Raw genomic sequence first — 19036 nt, 5'->3', positions numbered from 1 at the left:
GAATATAAAGTTTTCAATTTAAACAATCATTAAAAATGTTCAGCTTATTTTTTTATCGTATTTTTTTATCGTATAATCATTCCTTTAAATCTAAAAATTTTAGGACAGTTTCCATGCGCGCGAGTCGCTTTTTATTTGCAACGTTAAGAGAAACCCCAAACGATGCTGAAGTCATTTCACATCAGCTCATGTTACGTGCTGGGATGATCCGTAAATTGGCTTCAGGTTTATACACTTGGTTGCCGATGGGTGTACGTGTGCTCAATAAAGTTGAAGCGATTGTTCGTGAGGAAATGAATCGTGCAGGTTCTTTGGAAACATTAATGCCCGTGACGCAGCCGGCTTCACTATGGGAAGAATCTGGTCGTTATGTACAATACGGCCCAGAACTGTTGCGTTTTAAAGACCGCCATAGCAATGACTTTGTTCTGGGTCCGACACATGAAGAAGTCATTACGGATTTGGCTCGCAATGAATTAAAAAGTTATAAACAACTTCCAATGAATTTTTATCAAATTCAAACTAAGTTCCGTGATGAAATTCGTCCACGTTTCGGTGTGATGCGTTCGCGTGAATTTATTATGAAAGATGCTTATTCTTTTCATGTCGATCAAGCGTCATTACAAGAAACTTATGATGTTATGTACGATACGTATTGCCGAATTTTCACCCGCTTAGGTTTAAACTTCCGCCCTGTTCAAGCAGATACAGGTTCGATTGGTGGTTCAGGTTCACATGAATTTCACGTACTTGCATCAAGTGGTGAAGACGATATCGCTTTCTCAACCGAATCTGACTATGCGGCCAATGTTGAAATGGCTGAAGCAGTATTGACTGGTGAGCGTGCAGCACCTAGCCAAGATCTAAAAATTGTAGACACACCAAATCAAAAAACCATTGCTGATGTTTCTGCATTTTTAAATACAGATCCAGCGCAATCGGTAAAAGCCTTACTTGTACAAGGTATTGCTGATGAAAAGGGTCATGTTCCTGTAATCGCGTTATTCCTGCGTGGCGACCATGAGCTCAATGAAATTAAAGCTGAAAAGCATCCACTGATTGCAGCACCTTTAACATTTGCAACAGATGCTCAACTTAATGCTCTAGATTTAACTGCGGGATTCTGTGGACCACAAGGACTGGTTGAGAAAGGCTTAACTGTGATTGTTGACCGTGCAGCCTCTGTGCTTTCAGATTTTGTTGCGGGTGCCAATGAAGTCGATAAGCATGCCACTGGTATCAACTGGGACCGTGATGCAACATTTACAGAAGTTTTTGACTTACGTAATGTGGTTGAAGGTGACCCATCTCCAGATGGTCAAGGCACGATTTTAATTAAACGTGGTATTGAAGTCGGTCATATTTTCCAATTGGGTACCAAATACTCAGAAGCACTCGGCTGTAAAGTTTTGGGTGATGACGGCAAACCATTAGTGGTGACAATGGGCTGTTATGGAATTGGTGTAACCCGTGTAGTTGCTTCCGCGATCGAACAAAACTTTGATGAGAAAGGTATTATTTGGCCATCTGCAATTGCCCCTTTCGAAGTTGCAATTGTGCCAATGAATGCGCAAAAATCTCCACGTACGCTTGAAGCAGCTGAAGCACTTTATGCTGAATTACAAGCCGCAGGCTATGATGTATTACTGGATGATCGTAATGAGCGTCCTGGTGTTAAATTCTCTGACTTGGAATTAACAGGTATTCCTCACCGTATTGTCATTGGTGAAAAAGGCTTAGATGCTGGAACTTTTGAATACAAAGGTCGTAGAGATGCCGAATCTGTAAATTTAAGCAAAGATGAGTTATTGGCTAAATTAGTGAAGTAATTTTTCAATCGCATTAAAAAAGCCCTGAAATAAACTAAACCCTATAAGTCACACAACTTATAGGGTTTTTTATGCTTTGATATTTTATAGACCAGCATTACAGACCATTAATTTTGACTTTTAAATCTGTAACTGATGTTCCGATTGCCCCAAAGTTCCCCATCGAGCCATTTTGCAGACCATTAAAAGTCCCTGCCGCACTTGCCCCACTCGTTCCCATAATCATCTGATTGATACCCAGATCAAACTTACTCGATTCACCCGTATTACCAAAGACAAAACCTGTTGGTTCAACGCCAGCATAGAAACCGTTTAATGAAAAACCATTGACCTTATCTGTTCCAGTTAATTGGAAGTTAAAATTTGCACCAATATCGCTATCATCAGATAAAAGTGCAATAGCACAGCCTGATCCCGTACCACAAATCGATTGAATTGCCCCACCAAAAGCAATCATACGCCCTTGAGGTGCATTACCTAACTGTAAATTAATGGTGGGTTTGGCAGCAGCAAAGTTGATATCAAAACCATCATTCAGTTTTAAAAATTTAATGACATCGGATTTTTCACTGGTACCTGTAAAAATAGATTGATATCCAGCAGGCCCTGAAGATGAACTCGCTCCAGCCAAGTAAAGCGCAAATGGTGAAACTTTAATCCCGGTAATATTACTTGCAAAGCTCATTCCGATATTGGCAAAAGGTTTACCACTTGCTCCACCTGTAGCGCCCCCATCGGTATCCATGACTATGTTCATCGTTGGGGTATTTGAAGCGCCTAGAAAAGTGATATCAACAGTTTGGTCAGCAAGCGTACCAGCACTTTTACCCGCAAGAACCAGCGATGCTTTATTTGCATCATTCACAGTTGAGCCTAACCCGTCACGATCAATAATTGAAATTTGATTGAGTTGAACTTTACTCAAATTTATACCAACATTTATCCCATCTTGCCCCGTTGTTTGGGAAAGACTTTGATCATCCATAGGTTCCATTGCCAGCGCAATTGGACTCAGTATCAATAATGATATACATCCTAGGTTTCTATTTTTTTTCATTATCCTAATCCTTAGGAAAATTTATATACTGCCTACCACATCACAGTCTAATCAGAAATTCTGTACGATAAAAGCACTAGCCGACCAATAACGCATTAATTCCGAGGAACAATGTTAAATTCACTGGTCAACCGACCTCCTGTCAACGCAATTTCACCTAAGCGTGCACCCGAAACTAAAGCGCCATTCATAGATGGAGGATAGAAGTTTAAATCTCTCGCTCTAAATACACCGCCGACTGACTGTGTTGGATTAAATTGTAAACTTGCATTAAATCCAACCTGACCAGTCCCACTCGTTGAGTTTTTACTGAGCACAATAGCATTGTTAAAGCGAATATCACCCGTCAAGTTATCTAAACCAAGTATAGAACCATTGACAGGATCACTAATCTGGATGGTGTTATTTGTAGCTGCTAATTTTAAATCACCGACCACAGTTAAACGATTACCTGTACCATCCGCTTTCATTTCACTATTTGGAATAAGTGACAAATCCATATCCCCACCAAAGCGAAGTTTTAGACCAAACAACACATCATCACTTTTGGCGAAATTATTGGAATCAGATGCTCCTTTGTTGCCACAAGCAACGCTTGCTGTTGCAATACCACCTGCACATGATGCATAGGTTGTTCCAGGTAGATAACCTGCCGCAACTTCAGCCGCCATCACCACCAACATATTTTTTAAACTTAAATTTAAACTTCCGTTTTCCACCCCGATACTACCATTGCCTTTCAGCAACATATCGATGTTTCTTAAACCTAAATAATAGTCTTTAGAGGTACCGGCAATCGGAACACCTGCATCATTTTTTACCTGACCACCATCAATCACCAAAATCGAGGTTGTTTTATTGCCAAGCTTAGTTGTACCACTTTTATCCACACCCTCTGTACTTAAACCTAAAGAAAAACCGAGTCTAGAGGTTTGTGTGCCCGCTGTAGCTGCAACACTGCTTTTCGTACCATCTGCTGAATAGTAATAAGCTTTATCAGCATCAACTGTTGTGCCATACATGGCTAAATTGGCATTTAAGTTATAAAAAGGTAAAGCCAACCCCCACTGATTATTTAAACCACTCTCGGTAAATAAATTACCAGCAGCCACACCAGCGGCAGTGGTAAATCGCCCTCGTCTAGAGATGGCTTGGAACTCCCCACCACGAATTGAAGCGACCACAGCATAAGGGCGATTACCCGCTGATAGGGTCGTATAAATATCTTGTTTATAATCACTTAAATTGGTTAAAGCCTGACCATTACCAAAACTTGAATTTTGGAAGGTTGTGTTTACCGGTATCGTAACTTGCTTAGAGTCGGTAAGATTTAAAAAAACATTTCCTGTGTCAAAAGAAGCACGCGTTCCCTTTTGTAAACCGGTTAAATTACCAAACTCAAAACCGTAACTATTTAATCCAGCACCACCAATTTCCAAAGTTGTTGCATCGCCACCACCAGCAAGCATGGTGTCACCTTCTTTGGTGAAATCCGTCTTCATACGAAATGCGATACCTGAACCACCAACAATATCTTTTCCAGTGTCTGCACCACTCGAATTAACAGCAGAACCAATTAAACTACTGGCATTCTGTACACCACGAAATTGCAATGAACCATTCACCATACGCCCACTGGCACCTACGCGAATCAGCCCTTTAGCACCAGTTGGCGTATTATAGCTATCGACATCATAAAGCGATGTAGGATTGATGCCTTTATTATTCACCATAATTTCAAGATTTAAACCCGCATTGGTTGTGGAAGTCCCATTTCCATAACTGCCTGTGTTTATAAAACCCGCCTTTAATGAAGCTGGATCAACCACACGGGTTAAATCCACATAACCATAGTTCGTATCTGGTGCCTGATTTGCACCCGCAATATTACTTCCAGCATTCGTTTGTAATTTAAAGCCTTCAGCTGCATCGATAAACGCAAAACCTTTTCCTTTAAAGTTAAAGTTAAAATTCTTTAAAATCAGTTGGTTTAATTGATTTGTGGCACTGCTTTGGCCTAAATAAATGTTGGCATTTTGAAGCCCTAAAGTTAGCTCAACTTGATCTGTTTTACTTAAAAGACCATTGCTTGTTTTTAATCCAATACTGGTATTTGAAGCCGTTTGTACCGCTAAATTACCCAACTTTGCACTACAGCGTGCTCCGCTTGGATCACTATCACAAACACGAAATGAATCGACGGTCATCAGCATAGGAGAGAGTGATAAATCTAAATTCACTCCAGTTTTGCCCGCAACAGTTCCCATATTAAGCTTGATATCTGCTTTTAATGGATCTGTAGAAGTATTGCTCTGTTGTATTTTAACTGTATCTGCTGTTGCAACGAGCGCTTGACTGGTTGCATCTGCTTCTGCGCGACCTGCCTGATCTGTCCAGTACAATGTTTTAATATTGGCTTCTTTTAAGCTTGCCTCTATATGTACGCCATCCTGACCATTTACATTTCTTAAATCGCTATCATCCAAAGCTTGTAATGCATAAACGGGTGCATGTATAGCCAACAAACTCAAAGCCAATGTATTTAAAATAAATCTTTTTCCATGTTGTTGTTTTTTAATGTTCATCCCTAAACCCTCAGATTTATTTTAGCAACGCTTATTCATTGTAGAATCACAACTAAACATCATCAGCTTGCCCTGCAGCACAAGATTACCGTTCATTTGTACGCCCATAAAGCCTGTTTCTCGACCCACATCATAATTATTTGCCGTTGAGCCATTAGCACCCGTTGTTTGAGGTTTTGCTACATATTTATTGGCTTTTAAATAACCATACTGGCCTTCCGTTGCACCCGATGAATTTTCTGTAACTGTTCCATCTGGATTGGTCTTACTGGTGAAATCATCTTTTTCGATAGAAAGAGAGTTGAAGCCAAAATTACGAATTTGAATCGGTTGATTCGCATCAAAAGATAACTGAATTGCGGGCTTGATCATCTGCATAGCAGTGGTATTTTTATAGACCAAATCAACACCATCCAAACCTAATTTCTGAATATTAATTGTCCCTTGTACACCTTTAAAGACCACCCAAAGTTTATTCCCTTCAGTACTACTGGCTAACCCATTTGCATCAACATAGCGATTATTGACAGACAATGCCAAATGGCAAAATTGTAATTTCTCACAAATACCGCCAGTACCATTATCGAACTTATAAGCATTATTTGTGGTGTAATATGAATCACTTGCATTAATTTGATTCAGTACCAATTTTAAAGATAAATCGGCACCTGCTTGCCCTTCGACTTGCTGCATGTCAGAATCAGTTAAAGCCTCCATCGCAGCCAAATGAAAACTCACCAAACTGGTTAAAATAAGAAGTACTGTTTTTTTCATTATATTTCTTCCTATCCTATAAGCCTTTGGTGGTTATTTTCATATGCTGAATCAGCATTCCATCAATCAAGGCAGATCCTAAGTTATTCTGTACATTTGAACTGGTGGCATTATTTAATTGATTAAATGAAACCCCTACAGCCCCTGCTGATTTATCTGCAAGTAAAGTCTTCCCTGCATCCATACTATAAACAGTCCCTATACTGATACTACTGTGTGTTGCTGAACTGCCTTGATAACCCGCAATTGAACTTGTGCCACAGTTATAAACATTACAAGTGGAGCCTGTATATGAAGTATCCGCCCCTGTATAATCCGTATAGATCTTCTTATAAATTGATTCTTTATTTGGGATCCTAGCCAGCTCTATACTAAAGTTTGTTCCATCAGATCCGAGAATCAAAGGCTGATATAATGAACCGAGCACCAAATTGGTATTCAAATTATAGATATAAATACCTTCTTTATCTGAAAAAGTCGGTGCTGTTCCGCCATTAATTGCTGGAGTCGATAAGATGTCTTGCGCTGCTGGAGTGGTACAACCATTTAAGTTACCAACTCCACATTCTTGAGTGCTAATCCTAAAAACATGGCTCATCAAGTTCGCTGGAGTAGTCCATGAGTTTGCTGTAGATGTTCCCAATAACTTTGAACCATCACCACTATTTAATCGTATAACACCAGCCAAACCTAAAGTATTGTTATAAAAAGCACTCATACCACCCGTATTTGTAGCACCACCGAGCGTTTGGAATAATTGAATTTTACTGCCATTTAATCCAAAACCGTTAAAGATACCTTGCAAGCGAATACGATTTGCTCGACCTGTTGCAGTGGTACTAAACCCCTCACCTAAATTAAATTGATTTGGATCTTTGTCTGCCTTACTTTGATCGCGTACAAAACCATCTGCCCAAAATGCAAGTTTAAGGTTATATGCATCTTCCCCACCGACATCATTGACAAAAGCACTGGTCGTCACTGTTTTCTTATCAGCAGCAAATGAATATAAATTTTCATATAACGGCGCTTCAAAATTTAAATATGTCACAGAACCCGCACCTGCACCAAAGTCAGGTACATTAAGGTCTGTTTTTACATTGAATATCCAAGGGTTGGTTGCAGTTCCCCAGCTTTTAATCGCAGCATTCGCTACGCCATTGGTTGATCCCGCATCCAATCTAAGGTTGGCATTATTGCTGGCATTTTTAGACAACGCTAAACCATATAGATATAAATCAGCTTTCCCGACTGAATGATCACTGGCATTCACAACACCATCTTTATTGGTATCTTGAACGATTGATGACAATGGTCCCACAGGAACATAATAGATATAGCCGGTGTCTAAACTACGATTTGTAAGCACAGTATCTTGAGTTTGGTTAATTCCAGCGCCCTGAAAAACCATATAAGTGTCTCTAGGCAATAAGGCAATACCTTCGCCTGTAGTATCACTTAACTTTTCATCAGACATTTCTTCGAGTGCGAAGCAAGATTGGCTTAAACATAAACCAATGAAACTCACCAAAACGGTTTTATGAAATTTTACCGTATAATTGAGTGTAGTCATCCACGACCTTCCTGTGTTATACGATGCTCCGCACCATATTTTATTTTATTTCTTAAATTTCCGACTTCAAACTGTACAAAAACACATATCCTTGTTTATACAGTTTTGTTATGTCTATCACACTTCATACTATGTAATTTTTTTAATTATGACAAAGTTTTTTTGGTTAAAATCCATCATTTCCGACAAATGAATCTTTTTAAGCAATAAACTCATCATAAGTTTTAACACAGTTACTGCCAAAACATAATAAGCATTTGATTAACAAAACTTTAATGAGCCGTAACAGTTTGGAGTAAAATCCTGTTTAGCTAACTGTATATTATTTAATGGCATAGTTGCATGAGGCGCATTAATTAAATCAACAGTCCCAACAGGAACGGCTGTACCTGCGAGGCAGTTCAAAGCCAAAAAACTACCACAATCAACAGGATGATCGGTTAAATACGCACCTACTTGATCCATGATCGCGTTTAATGTCGCTTTTGGAATATCAACCTTATCTGTTGGATCAATTTTACCAATATCAATTGGATTAGACAGCTCTAACCACCAACCCTTTTGAGCAACTGATTTATTTCCTGTCCACTGAATATCTTGCCCTTGCAGAGATAAAGAAGCGGGTGTCCCATTTAAACTGGCTTTATGAAAATAACCCAAATCTTCATTAATTGTTGCATCAACGATTAAGTTATTGATGCTTCCTGAAGTTGATTTATTATTGAGGGGAATGATTGCCAATGCTGTTGCACTAATTGTACCGGATAAATCAATTGTTCTAACATTTGCAGTGGCGTTTAAAATTGCGCTATTGATACGCTTACCAGTGATAACTTGTTGAGGAAGAACTAAGTCACCCTTTAAAATATTACTTCCAGTTGCTTGATCCCTCAAATTAAGGTCATAAGAAGTCGTAGAAAACCCAACTGATGCTCCAAATATAAGACAACAAGCCCTACCATTAATCGCATTATAACCATCAGATTGTCTTAACTGTGTTCTGGCTGCTTCTCCAGCAACATTACTCGTACCAAAACCATTGACCAATGCTGTTCCAGTCGTAGCAGCAACTTGCATATATCCACTTAAGGAATTAATTCCATTTTTTGTACTACTATTTTCAGTACCAAACGTCAGCAGCCCCACTGCTTTTTCAGAACTTAAATTTATTCCCACGACTTGCCGTGTAGAGGCACTTTCAGGGTTTTTAATTGCAAATTGAATAAATGGATTGGTTAAAACAGCACTTGATCCTACACGAGCAGCTCGGTCAGAAGCACTATCTGTATTAGATGTTGCAGCGTTTCCCACACCACTCAAACCCAAGTTATCAATATCAATGTCGCAGTTCCCTGCGCCATTTACACCACCGCAACCTAACTGTAATTTTCTAATATTAGCATTTAATTCAAGTTCAGCTTCTAAACCTAATTTATAAAATCCAATACTTTTATCTCCACCTGTTCGTTTTGCTTCCATATTTGCTGAATCTGTAGGTGCAACATAAGTCAAACTCATTAAGGCTTGACCTGTCGTTTCAGAGAGTTGCTCATCAGACATACTTTTTAAAGTTGTAGACTGTGCATATACAGCAGACATTGCAAAGACACTGAATGAAAAAAGTGCTACACGCAAAGGCTTTATTTTAAGCATGAACATCTCCTTATCCTTAGATTATGTTCAAAATTGTGAGACTCTACTGTTCCAATAACCAAACCTAATCTTAGATAAACTTCATAAAATTTAGGCTCTTACTGTTATGAAAATGTATTTTAGTTTTCAATAGAGAAATATAATGTGATTAATCTATCATAATGTTTTTAAATATAGGTTAAATTTCCGACAAAATGACTGTAATTTTTGTTAGTAAACCAAAATGCCAAATAGCATCAAAACACATGAAAAAAATTCTATAGAAATTTTCAAGAATAAAAACTTTTTAAATTCAAATATAAATAAAAAATCAAAGATAGATATAAAAATAGTTCAAACATTTTAATTAAAATGAACCCACTTAAATCAAGTATTTAATATTTAAATTTTTTAAACCTTTTTATCGGATATTTTCAAATCTATTCCATTTTAACTTTATAGTAAAATCTCAAAATAAAAAGGAATACACCATGAAAAGAATGATATTCGGTTTAATGATAAATTCAATTTTTATAAGCAGTTGGGCTGCATGTAGTTATGATTTTGATACAACTCAAACACAAATTCAGTTCACCTATCCAGTTGGAACGACAGACATCTGTGGGAATACAATTTAAACTATAAAAAACCCATTGAATGATCTGCCCCCTATAAGTTGGACGGATTAATTAAGGGGTTTTTAAGGACTGAGTCCTGTACTGCACAGGGCTTAGTCCTTTTATTTTGAAGTCACTATAAACCAATAAAAAATTAACAGAATTTTAATGAACCATAACAATTACGATAAGGCTGTTCTAATAAAGTAATATTTCCATCTTTCGCATTTGAACTTGAAGCAATATTACTCACAAGATTACTTACTTTATCTGAAATATTAAGCGTAAAAGCATCTTGAAGATACATACTCCAACCTTTACTCACTGCTGCTGCATAATCAGGATATTGTAAATTTTGTGCAGATAGAGCAATACCAAAAGTATTTGAATTCACATCTATTTGATGCACGTTACTTAAATTATAAGGCATTTGATAAGTGCTCAATCCCGAAACAGAAGTGCCTAATCCTGTTGCTAACTGTTGTTTAATATAATCGGAAATACCGCCTCTTAACACTGGTAATAAAGCATTACCAATATTTGCACCAAAAGATCCAGAACAAATACCAATAATCCTTACACAAGAGTTACTGGTATTTAACTCCAATGCTGAAGTGGTTGAAGTACCATTTATAATATCATCTACAACTGAACTTAAGTCCAAACCTATTATTTTTGCTTGACTAACACGGTTCCCAACGACAGAAACAGCTAAACCATTTCTACTTACAGTTGAATAATTTGCGGTAATTTCACTATATTTTACTGAAGCTAAACCTAGGTTTAAAATTGTAGCATCATCCAATCCTAGAAAAGCACTAGGTGTTGATATCGCTCTTGAATTCCAGGTTGTTGAGGTTACAGGTGAAACATTTGTTTCACCTAACATTGTTAAATTTGCCTTTCCTGTAAAATATCCACTAAAACTATTTAAATTACCGATAGATAATGGGCCTTCTGCTTTTTCTGCTCCTATACGTATACCAACAACTTCTCGAGTAGAGGCACTATTAGGATTTTTAATTGCAAATTGAAAATAAGGATTTGTTAAGACAAAATCCTTCATATTCTTTTGATTACTAATGGCATTATTACTATCAATGCCAGTAGGTTGATTCGGGTTTGTTGATGCAGATGTAATACAATAGCCTGCTGCCCCTGTAATACAACCAAAAGAAACACTATCTAAATCTAAATCACAAGCACCACTTCCATTGGTACCACCACAACCTAATTGAAGTTTTTTGATATTTGCATTTAATTCGACAGTCGCTTCTAAACCTAGTTTATAAAACCCAACAGTACTATCCCCACCTGTGCGGCGAGCCTCTAAATTCGCAGTATCTGTTGGTGCAATATAAGTCAAACTCATGAGTGCTTGACCTGTCGTTTCTGACAATTGTTCGTCAGTCAATGCCTGTAAAGTCGCAGCATGAGTCGTACTCATTGCTAAAACACTCAATATTAGTAATACAACACTTAAATATTTTCTTTCGAACATTGTACGCTTCCATCCTTAGCAAAGCTTGACCTTATTTTTATACCAACGCTAAATTATCCTTCGAATCTTGAAAAAATAAAATGATATAAATAACATTTATATTTAGCATCTTTTTATATCATAGATTAAAATTTATACCGAGATTTTTTTACACTTTCCGATAAAAAAACAATAATTTTAAATACATTTAAATCTCATTTGGTTATGTTTAATTATGATTTTATTTAAAAATTTTTATTGAAAAATAATATATTAAACATATTTATCATGTTGATATATACATAAAAAAAGCAAGTGATTTACACTTGCTTCTTTCAGCTCATCTTTAATTTAAGCTTTAGGTAAGGTTACCCCAACCTGACCTTGGTATTTACCACCACGATCTTTATAAGAGGTTTCACAAACTTCATCAGATTCAAAAAACAGCATTTGAGCAACACCTTCACCGGCATAAATACGCGCAGGTAAATTCGTCGTATTTGAAAACTCTAATGTCACATGACCTTCCCATTCAGGTTCAAGTGGCGTTACATTTACAATGATACCGCAACGTGCATAAGTCGATTTACCTAGGCAGATCGTCAAAACATTACGTGGAATACGGAAATATTCAACAGTGCGTGCTAACGCAAATGAGTTTGGAGGGATGATACAAACATCAGATTCAATGTCGATAAAACTACGTTCATCGAAATTTTTAGGGTCGACAATGGCAGAGTGAACATTGGTAAAGACTTTAAACTCACGCGCACAACGTACGTCATAACCATAGCTAGATACGCCATAAGAAATTAGCTTTTCACCATGTTCATCATAACGCACTTGGTTTTCTGCATACGGTTCAATCATACCGTGCTTTTCGCTCATTTCACGAATCCAACGATCAGACTTAATTGCCATTTATCTCTATCCCAAAACTGTGCTATTTACTGCGCTGTACTTTAACTGAAATTGCTTTTGAAAGGAATGTTTATGACGAAATAGAGCAACCCAAGTCTGTAAGTAAACGTACAAACTTAAGTTTAACTATAATCGATTGTTAAAGGCTTAAAAGTGCTGAGTAGCTCAGTGGTACAGTAAAACTCACTAAAACTAAAGACGCAGTTCTTTGCATATTACGCTGATTGAGCCAAGTCACTTTATTACTGCAAATCACAGAACCAATAAATGTCCAAAAAAATGCAATCGGTACGATTAACAATAAAAACACCAACATATGTGAAGTATAAGCAGACGCATTTTGCCATACGTGGGTTGGGAAAATTGCAGAAGCAAAAAGAAGTGCTTTCGGGTTTAAAAGGGTTGCAAAAAATAACTCACGCGCCCGAATTGTCGCATGATTAAAGTTTTCATCTCGATTTGCTGTACGCCATAATTTTAAAGCCAGGAATAAAATATAGCCTGCGCTAAATAATTTAAGAATAACAGGTACACTTGGAAACTGTTTAGACACAGATCCAATAATTAATCCCCAAATGGTAATGGAGATAAGATAGCCAAGCGCTTCCGCTGGAATTAATGCAAGAGATTTTCGAATTCCAACTTGAATTCCAGAAGATGCTAAAAGCGTATTGGTTGGTCCTGGTGTCAAAAGAATCGTCACCACCAAGCCAATAAAAAACCATGAAATCATTAAATGACCTCATCAATGGATTGATCGCAGATTAAATCTTTTAAATTGAATTGGCAAAAAATTAATTGTAAGAGAACTTATTGAAGAACATTACCCTAAATAAAAATATATTTTATTTTCAATGCTTTGAAAACTTAAAATCAGATAAAAACTGCAAAGTCACTGATCGAAGAAATGCTGTTTTTATGTCCAAAATCAAACTTTAAAATCAATAATAATACCTTTTAAATCAGTAAGTTTATTCCCAAATAGCACACTGATTAGCGGTAAAATACCAAGTAGTTCCGTTAAAGGTTATCTTTGGTACGAATCAAGGGCTTTTTAAGTAAATTTTCAGTTTTATTGACTATTCTTTATCCATATTTCTCTCTTACTCATTAGGTTTTTTGTCAGAAAGGTTGTCGTTTTTATCTACATTGATGCACAATAGTTACCTTTCTTGCATTTTCTACTTTTATGGCAAAGCATTTTTTTCAGTCTTGGCTCCCTAGTCCAGAGCGAGTCAATAATTTGAAATTCATGAAGATTTTTGGCGATAAAGCCTTAAGTCCTCAGCTTTGGTATGTCAATCGTAAATCAATTTCTAAGGCAATGTTTATTGGTACCTTTTGGGGCATCTTGCCTATTCCATTCCACACCTTATTAATTATTTTTTCAGTATTATTCTTTGAAGCTAATTTACCGATTGGTTTAATTTTAGCTTGGATCATGAATCCCTTAACCATTGTGCCAATTTTGATTTTTGCCTTTTGGATTGGTTCCAAAATTTATCATGTGCATATGATTAATAAGGAAATGTTACTCGGTGTTTTCCATCAAATCATTCATTGGATCAAAAACTTTGGCCATGGGCATATTGATTTTAGCCTAGCCAAAATTCTTGCAACTGGTTTGTTTATTGAAGCATTTGTATTTGCATCGCTACTCTTTATTGTGACACGTATTTACTGGCGTTGGAGCGTGATTAAAAAGTGGAATAGCCGTAAAAAACAGCCAAAAACTCTCTAAGCAAACTCCAATTTATTTTGATAAAAAATTACTTTAAAGCGGCTTGTTTAGCTTTCATATATTCAACAACCACATCTAAAACATAATGCTGGCATGCTTCTCCAGTACCTGGGTCATATGCGCCCCCGTTGGTAATATTGTTCGATAAAATACGAACACCAAGGAATGGTACTTTATATTGGCTGGCAATTTGTGCCACAGATGCCGCCTCCATTTCCTCTACAGAAGTGCCATAGTTTTTATGGAAAAATGCAATTCGGTCCAACTCATTGTTCCAAACATCTGCTGAACCAATAGTACCTTCAACCACACGGCCCTTGCTATAATTGGTTTTTGCACGCTGTGCTGCCAATAACAGATCTTTATCTGCTTCAAATTTACGAATCGCAATCGGTTCAGGATCAGACTCATCCGTAGGCAACACATCAAAAGCTTCTGTCCATTCAAGAGAATTTGAACCCTCTTCAACTGCTTTTTTAGGTGTTCTAAATGCACCAATATTGGTGGTGTAACGACCTAAAACAATATCATAGACATTAAGATCTGGATCATGTCCACCTGATGTTCCTTGGTTAATAATCGCAATGGGTTTATAACGTTCAATCGCAATTGCTGTTGCGGCAGCAGAGTTGCTCATTCCCATTCTTGTTTTAGAGATAATCACTGGATAACCTTGATAGGTTCCTTTCCAAAACGTCCAACCACCAAACGTTTCGACTGTAGAATTGCTTAGTTTTGAGGCCATTTGCTCAGACTCTACAGGTAATGCACCTTGAATGATGATGGGTTGCAATGATTTCTGTGTCATTGAATTAGAATTGGTTTTATCTGAATCACTATCATTACATGCAGTCAAGAACATCGAACTACAGATTCCTAAAGCACATAAGATTTTTTTTAATAGCATGGTCTACTCAATGGTTTAAATTAGAAATTATAGCTAAGCAATGAATATACCAGTTGATCAATTTTCTATATTTTTATACAGATAGTTAAGAGAAGGCGATTTAAATTTTATTTTTTGAGTTGGGAATAACTTCAATTAACTCAGAATGACCTGTTGATAAATCCCCATTCAACCACTGCCAATCTTCAATCAGCTTAATCACATCATTATCCAATAGTTCAATTTTTGTTTTACATTGTCCAATTCTAAGTTCGTTCGTCACAGTTAAATGTTGATAATATATTTCGAATTCAAAATCTGAAAGCATCTTTCCAACGATAGAACCAATTTGTATCATCCCACCCTCGTATTTTGCAGTAATCATCAGCCCCTTTTGGGAATAATAAAAACGTGTAGCACTATTAACATCACCATTGGCAGTATTGGTAAGACTAATAAAAACCTTATTATCGAGTAAGTTTAAATATTTCATTGATTCATTCTCAATTATCCTCTCCTTAATTCAATGGTTAAAATAAAGAGAGGACGCTTTAGAGATCAATTCTTAGAAAATTCTATGCGGATCTTTTTCGGCTTTAGGTAAAGCTTGTGCAATTTTTTCAGCAATAGCCATATAGTTTTCTGCAGCAACATCTCCTGCTACCACAGAAGGTTTACCAGCATCAGCATTTTCACGAATTTGAACATTTAGAGGTAATCGTCCCAACAACGGAATATTATATTGCTCAGACAATTGATCGCCGCCACCTGTACCAAAAATTTGTTCTTCATGACCACAGTTTGAGCAAATATGTGTCGACATATTTTCCACCACCCCCATAACTGGAATATGTACTTTATTAAACAGTTCAATTCCTTTCACCGCATCCATCAGGGCTACATTCTGAGGTGTTGTCACAATCACAGCGCCTGTTACAGGAATACGCTGGGCAAGGGTTAATTGAATATCACCAGTACCAGGTGGCATATCGATGACTAGAACGTCTAAATCAGGCCATAGCGCTTGATTAAACAGTTGCATCAATGCACCTGTGGCTTTTGCACCACGCCAAGCAACTGGTGTATTTTCTTTTCCAATCAAATGACCGATTGAAAGTACCGCCATACCATAAGCTTCTAATGGTACAAAATTTTCACCTTCTATTTTAGGTGTTTGTCCAGCATTCCCCAGCATTGTTGGAATACTTGGACCATAGATATCAGCATCCAAAACCCCGACTTTTAAGCCTAGTTTGTGCAAAGCCAATGCGATATTTACTGTGGTAGTTGATTTACCCACACCACCTTTACCCGATGATATAAGGATCACATTTTGAATTCGAGGGTGTTTCGGAATATCTCGTTGTTGTGGTGCTGCTTTTTGAATCGGTGGATTATTAGGATCTTCTTGTGTATTTGCCATTTTAGCAGAAGCATCGACAACTGGAGGAAGATTAGGATGTTGCTCTTTGGGCTTTGAAGCGCAACTATGCCCTGCTTTTCCATGTTGGTCACTGCCACAACTCGAATCATGTTGAATTTTTTGTTGAATCACATGCAGATTCAACTCTTGAATACCGCACTTCTCCAATGCATTGGCGAGATCATCATGAATTTTTTGTAAATGATCTGCCTCTTCAGGATAAGTATTAATTGTCAGTTGTAATACTCGACCTACAACATTCACTTGGGTAATACGATCTTTTAAGACATTTGAATTTGGCAAAATATAGTTTTGCAAAACAGATTGGACTTCTTCCTCTTTCACCTCCTGCGCAGGAGAAAAAACTGATTTAAGCGAAGAAAGCCACGACATAGATTTGCTCCAAATTTGCAAATACAATTAATACTGAGAACAGATAGTTTAACTGTAAATTGACCTGAGGTTAAGCAAACTTCTATTCAGCTTTTTGAATGTTGTTATTAATCCTACTGATTTAGTTGGTTTAGCATCCAAAATAATCCATTCAATCATTTTATCTCATTGTTCAGAATGAACTTTTAGTTTTTGCGATTTAGTTTGCTATGACAAACGCTGTCTTAATAATTCCCATACAAATTCTGGATAAAAAATAGCTATAGTCACATTGGGTCATAACAACTTTGTGTAATTTTTGACAATAATAAGGTAGGTCTATGAAGTCTCTATTATTTTTAGTTTTTTCTTTAATCATTTCGAGTTCAGCTTTTGCTGGAACATCTACAACTGCGGTGCGTACATCTTCAGGACAATTGGTTTCTGTAGGTGATAGTTTGACGGAAATGTCGACACGGATTGGCCAATCTCCAATTTCAATGAACACTTATGAACGTAAAGAAGGTAAAACGACGGTTACCGTATCCAACTATATCTATGAGATTGAGAATGTAACTTATACTTTTACGGTAGTGAATAATCAGATTCGTGAAATCGAGTGGATTCGTAAAGAACCTTAAATAAAAAGTATCACTGAACAGCGTGGCGCTGTTCAGTGATTGTTCAAATTACTTTTCATCATCTTTTTTGTGCTTCAAATCATTTACAGCTTGCTCACCTTTAAGCAGTGTTTCTTTTGCTTTATGTTTGAGGTCATCTGCAACCTTTTCAGCACCTAATTTTGCTTCTTTGGCTTTTAACTTCACATCATCAATTACTTCAGAAGCTTTGTTTTTTAAATCGTCTAAATTTGTCATGATTTTCTTCCTATTTAATTAAGTCTCACCCTAGTTATAACAACTGAAACTCCATAAAATGTAAAAAGATGCATTTCTTTAACAATTCATACACAGTTTGTAGCGATGTGTTTTTTTGTTTCAAAATGAATAAAATAGCCTCTTCTGATTGATTGAAAATCATTGAATTAAAACAAACACTGAGTCTTATCGAATGCAACACTTAATGAAAGAAAAAATTATCCGAGTCTGTAATGATAAAATTGCTAAAAAGGGAGATGATGTTGGTTTATCTTTTTATGCATTCTTTGCCAATAAAAATGATGACCCAGAAACCTTAATGCAAGTAGCAGAATGGTGGATTAAAACCCATCAGCTTGATCATTTTGAAAAGGCAATCAAAATTAAGAAAATGATTGAAGATGAATGCTAAATATTCATTTTTTAAACAATTCATCATAATGCTGCATATGGGTAAAAATTCCGTCTTGTCTTCTATGTTGATCAATTTGCGGGACTAAATCCTGAAAATGGGAGGATTGAACATGGGCATCTAAAGCAGCTCGATCCACCCATTCCTCAATAAATACAAAATGCCCTGTATTGCGTAAATCATGGTATAAATCATAGGCAATACAGCCCGCTTCTCGTTTAGTTTGCTCAACTAATTGTTGATATAAAGGTAAAACTAAATCAATTTTATCCACTTGGATAAAGTCTTCGGCAATCAGTTTAAGCATAAGTAATTTCTTATTGATATCGAAGTTCGAACATAACATGAAACGCAAATTTAAACCCAATGATGTACTTGTTTTCTAAACATATTCTTCGCATTAAATTTTCTGCATAAAATGAAGTAAACTGCATTTCCGAGAACTAGACCGATACAAAACGGGAGCAATAACAGTAAATAAACGAAGATTAAATAACTCAATGCCTCGATAAAACTAGATAGAGCACCATCTAAACATAAAACTAAGAATAAAAAACTTAGCATCATGATAAAGATCAAAGTTATAGATTTTATAATCTGTGTTGTTTCGATGATTTTTTGAGGTACTTTAAATACTTTAAAAATAACTGTGTAACTAAAAAACCCGACCAGTAGTAAAAATGGAGTTAAATACAATACGACTTCCATGCCTCGGCTTGAAGTTCGTTCAGAAGCTGAAATAAATAAATCGCCCTGATAAAAATATAGAAAAAGACAAAATGGCACAACTAAACTGAGAACAGCCGCTAAACTTGCAAATGCTGAAGCAACAAATACATACCAAGACCGCATGATT

At 36.6% G+C, this 19036-nt stretch carries 19 protein-coding genes; 5 read left to right on the top strand and 14 right to left on the bottom strand.

What is annotated here, in order from left to right; genetic code table 11:
* The first annotated feature begins 113 nt into the window (after positions 1 to 113).
* Entirely contained in the window at positions 114 to 1829 is a 1716-nt protein-coding gene (locus ACQ7EO_RS03580; protein ID WP_314339788.1) for a proline--tRNA ligase, read from the top strand.
* Positions 1830 to 1926: 97 nt separating this feature from the next.
* On the opposite strand, the gene ACQ7EO_RS03575 is transcribed toward ACQ7EO_RS03580, so the two are convergent.
* From ACQ7EO_RS03575 to ACQ7EO_RS03555, 5 genes are all read right to left on the bottom strand, one after another.
* A complete protein-coding gene (locus tag ACQ7EO_RS03575; protein WP_239044972.1) occupies positions 1927 to 2886 on the bottom strand; it encodes a DUF6160 family protein in 960 nt (319 codons plus the stop codon).
* 95 nt (positions 2887 to 2981) lie between these two features.
* A complete protein-coding gene (locus tag ACQ7EO_RS03570) occupies positions 2982 to 5471 on the bottom strand; it encodes a DUF6160 family protein (RefSeq protein ID WP_434278895.1) in 2490 nt (829 codons plus the stop codon).
* 21 nt (positions 5472 to 5492) lie between these two features.
* Entirely contained in the window at positions 5493 to 6245 is a 753-nt protein-coding gene (locus ACQ7EO_RS03565; protein ID WP_004817710.1) for a DUF6160 family protein, read from the bottom strand.
* Between the two features lie 16 nt (positions 6246 to 6261).
* Positions 6262 to 7818, bottom strand: coding sequence for a hypothetical protein (locus ACQ7EO_RS03560; protein WP_434278894.1), 1557 nt, complete (start codon positions 7816 to 7818; stop codon positions 6262 to 6264).
* Between the two features lie 261 nt (positions 7819 to 8079).
* The gene (locus ACQ7EO_RS03555; protein ID WP_434278893.1) at positions 8080 to 9471 is read right to left on the bottom strand and encodes a hypothetical protein; all 1392 of its coding nucleotides are present in this window, start codon (positions 9469 to 9471) and stop codon (positions 8080 to 8082) included.
* 470 nt (positions 9472 to 9941) lie between these two features.
* On the opposite strand from ACQ7EO_RS03555, the gene ACQ7EO_RS03550 reads away from it, so the two are divergent.
* The gene (locus ACQ7EO_RS03550) at positions 9942 to 10088 is read left to right on the top strand and encodes a hypothetical protein (RefSeq protein WP_434278892.1); all 147 of its coding nucleotides are present in this window, start codon (positions 9942 to 9944) and stop codon (positions 10086 to 10088) included.
* A gap of 133 nt (positions 10089 to 10221) precedes the next feature.
* Here ACQ7EO_RS03550 and ACQ7EO_RS03545 read toward each other — a convergent pair whose 3' ends face one another.
* From ACQ7EO_RS03545 to ACQ7EO_RS03535, 3 genes are all read right to left on the bottom strand, one after another.
* On the bottom strand, positions 10222 to 11568 hold the full coding sequence (locus ACQ7EO_RS03545) for a hypothetical protein (protein ID WP_034615990.1): 1347 nt from the start codon (positions 11566 to 11568) through the stop codon (positions 10222 to 10224).
* Between the two features lie 330 nt (positions 11569 to 11898).
* The gene (dcd, locus tag ACQ7EO_RS03540) at positions 11899 to 12468 is read right to left on the bottom strand and encodes a dCTP deaminase (RefSeq protein ID WP_004723815.1); all 570 of its coding nucleotides are present in this window, start codon (positions 12466 to 12468) and stop codon (positions 11899 to 11901) included.
* Positions 12469 to 12607: 139 nt separating this feature from the next.
* Positions 12608 to 13201 (bottom strand): LysE family translocator, encoded by a 594-nt coding sequence (locus ACQ7EO_RS03535; protein ID WP_004723817.1) that lies wholly within the window; start codon positions 13199 to 13201, stop codon positions 12608 to 12610.
* A 456-nt stretch (positions 13202 to 13657) separates the two neighbouring features.
* On the opposite strand from ACQ7EO_RS03535, the gene ACQ7EO_RS03530 reads away from it, so the two are divergent.
* A complete protein-coding gene (locus ACQ7EO_RS03530; RefSeq protein ID WP_303577634.1) occupies positions 13658 to 14209 on the top strand; it encodes a DUF2062 domain-containing protein in 552 nt (183 codons plus the stop codon).
* A gap of 28 nt (positions 14210 to 14237) precedes the next feature.
* Here ACQ7EO_RS03530 and ACQ7EO_RS03525 read toward each other — a convergent pair whose 3' ends face one another.
* The 3 genes from ACQ7EO_RS03525 to apbC form a co-directional block, all read right to left on the bottom strand.
* Positions 14238 to 15116: a 5'-methylthioadenosine/S-adenosylhomocysteine nucleosidase gene (locus ACQ7EO_RS03525; RefSeq protein ID WP_434278891.1), complete on the bottom strand. Its 879-nt coding sequence runs from the start codon at positions 15114 to 15116 to the stop codon at positions 14238 to 14240.
* A gap of 100 nt (positions 15117 to 15216) precedes the next feature.
* On the bottom strand, positions 15217 to 15588 hold the full coding sequence (locus ACQ7EO_RS03520) for a hypothetical protein (RefSeq protein WP_434278890.1): 372 nt from the start codon (positions 15586 to 15588) through the stop codon (positions 15217 to 15219).
* A 72-nt stretch (positions 15589 to 15660) separates the two neighbouring features.
* A complete protein-coding gene (gene apbC, locus ACQ7EO_RS03515; RefSeq protein WP_434278889.1) occupies positions 15661 to 16911 on the bottom strand; it encodes an iron-sulfur cluster carrier protein ApbC in 1251 nt (416 codons plus the stop codon).
* A gap of 320 nt (positions 16912 to 17231) precedes the next feature.
* Between apbC and ACQ7EO_RS03510 the strand changes: the two genes are divergently transcribed.
* Entirely contained in the window at positions 17232 to 17531 is a 300-nt protein-coding gene (locus tag ACQ7EO_RS03510) for a hypothetical protein (protein ID WP_034615993.1), read from the top strand.
* 48 nt (positions 17532 to 17579) lie between these two features.
* Here the strand turns inward: ACQ7EO_RS03510 and ACQ7EO_RS03505 are convergent, their stop codons facing one another.
* A complete protein-coding gene (locus ACQ7EO_RS03505; protein WP_004723829.1) occupies positions 17580 to 17768 on the bottom strand; it encodes a hypothetical protein in 189 nt (62 codons plus the stop codon).
* A 193-nt stretch (positions 17769 to 17961) separates the two neighbouring features.
* Between ACQ7EO_RS03505 and ACQ7EO_RS03500 the strand changes: the two genes are divergently transcribed.
* Positions 17962 to 18180, top strand: coding sequence for a DUF6500 family protein (locus ACQ7EO_RS03500; protein WP_004723831.1), 219 nt, complete (start codon positions 17962 to 17964; stop codon positions 18178 to 18180).
* Between the two features lie 4 nt (positions 18181 to 18184).
* Here ACQ7EO_RS03500 and ACQ7EO_RS03495 read toward each other — a convergent pair whose 3' ends face one another.
* Together ACQ7EO_RS03495 and ACQ7EO_RS03490 are read right to left on the bottom strand one after the other, a co-directional pair.
* On the bottom strand, positions 18185 to 18487 hold the full coding sequence (locus ACQ7EO_RS03495) for a putative quinol monooxygenase (protein ID WP_056515254.1): 303 nt from the start codon (positions 18485 to 18487) through the stop codon (positions 18185 to 18187).
* Between the two features lie 50 nt (positions 18488 to 18537).
* Positions 18538 to 19032, bottom strand: coding sequence for a hypothetical protein (locus ACQ7EO_RS03490; protein WP_434278888.1), 495 nt, complete (start codon positions 19030 to 19032; stop codon positions 18538 to 18540).
* Positions 19033 to 19036 lie beyond the last annotated feature (4 nt).

It is taken from the genome of Acinetobacter sp. CE-15 (assembly GCF_051059255.1).
Lineage (GTDB): Bacteria > Pseudomonadota > Gammaproteobacteria > Pseudomonadales > Moraxellaceae > Acinetobacter > Acinetobacter guillouiae.
Note: the sequence above shows the minus strand (reverse complement) of the source record. Positions and strands in the feature narration are given on the sequence as shown.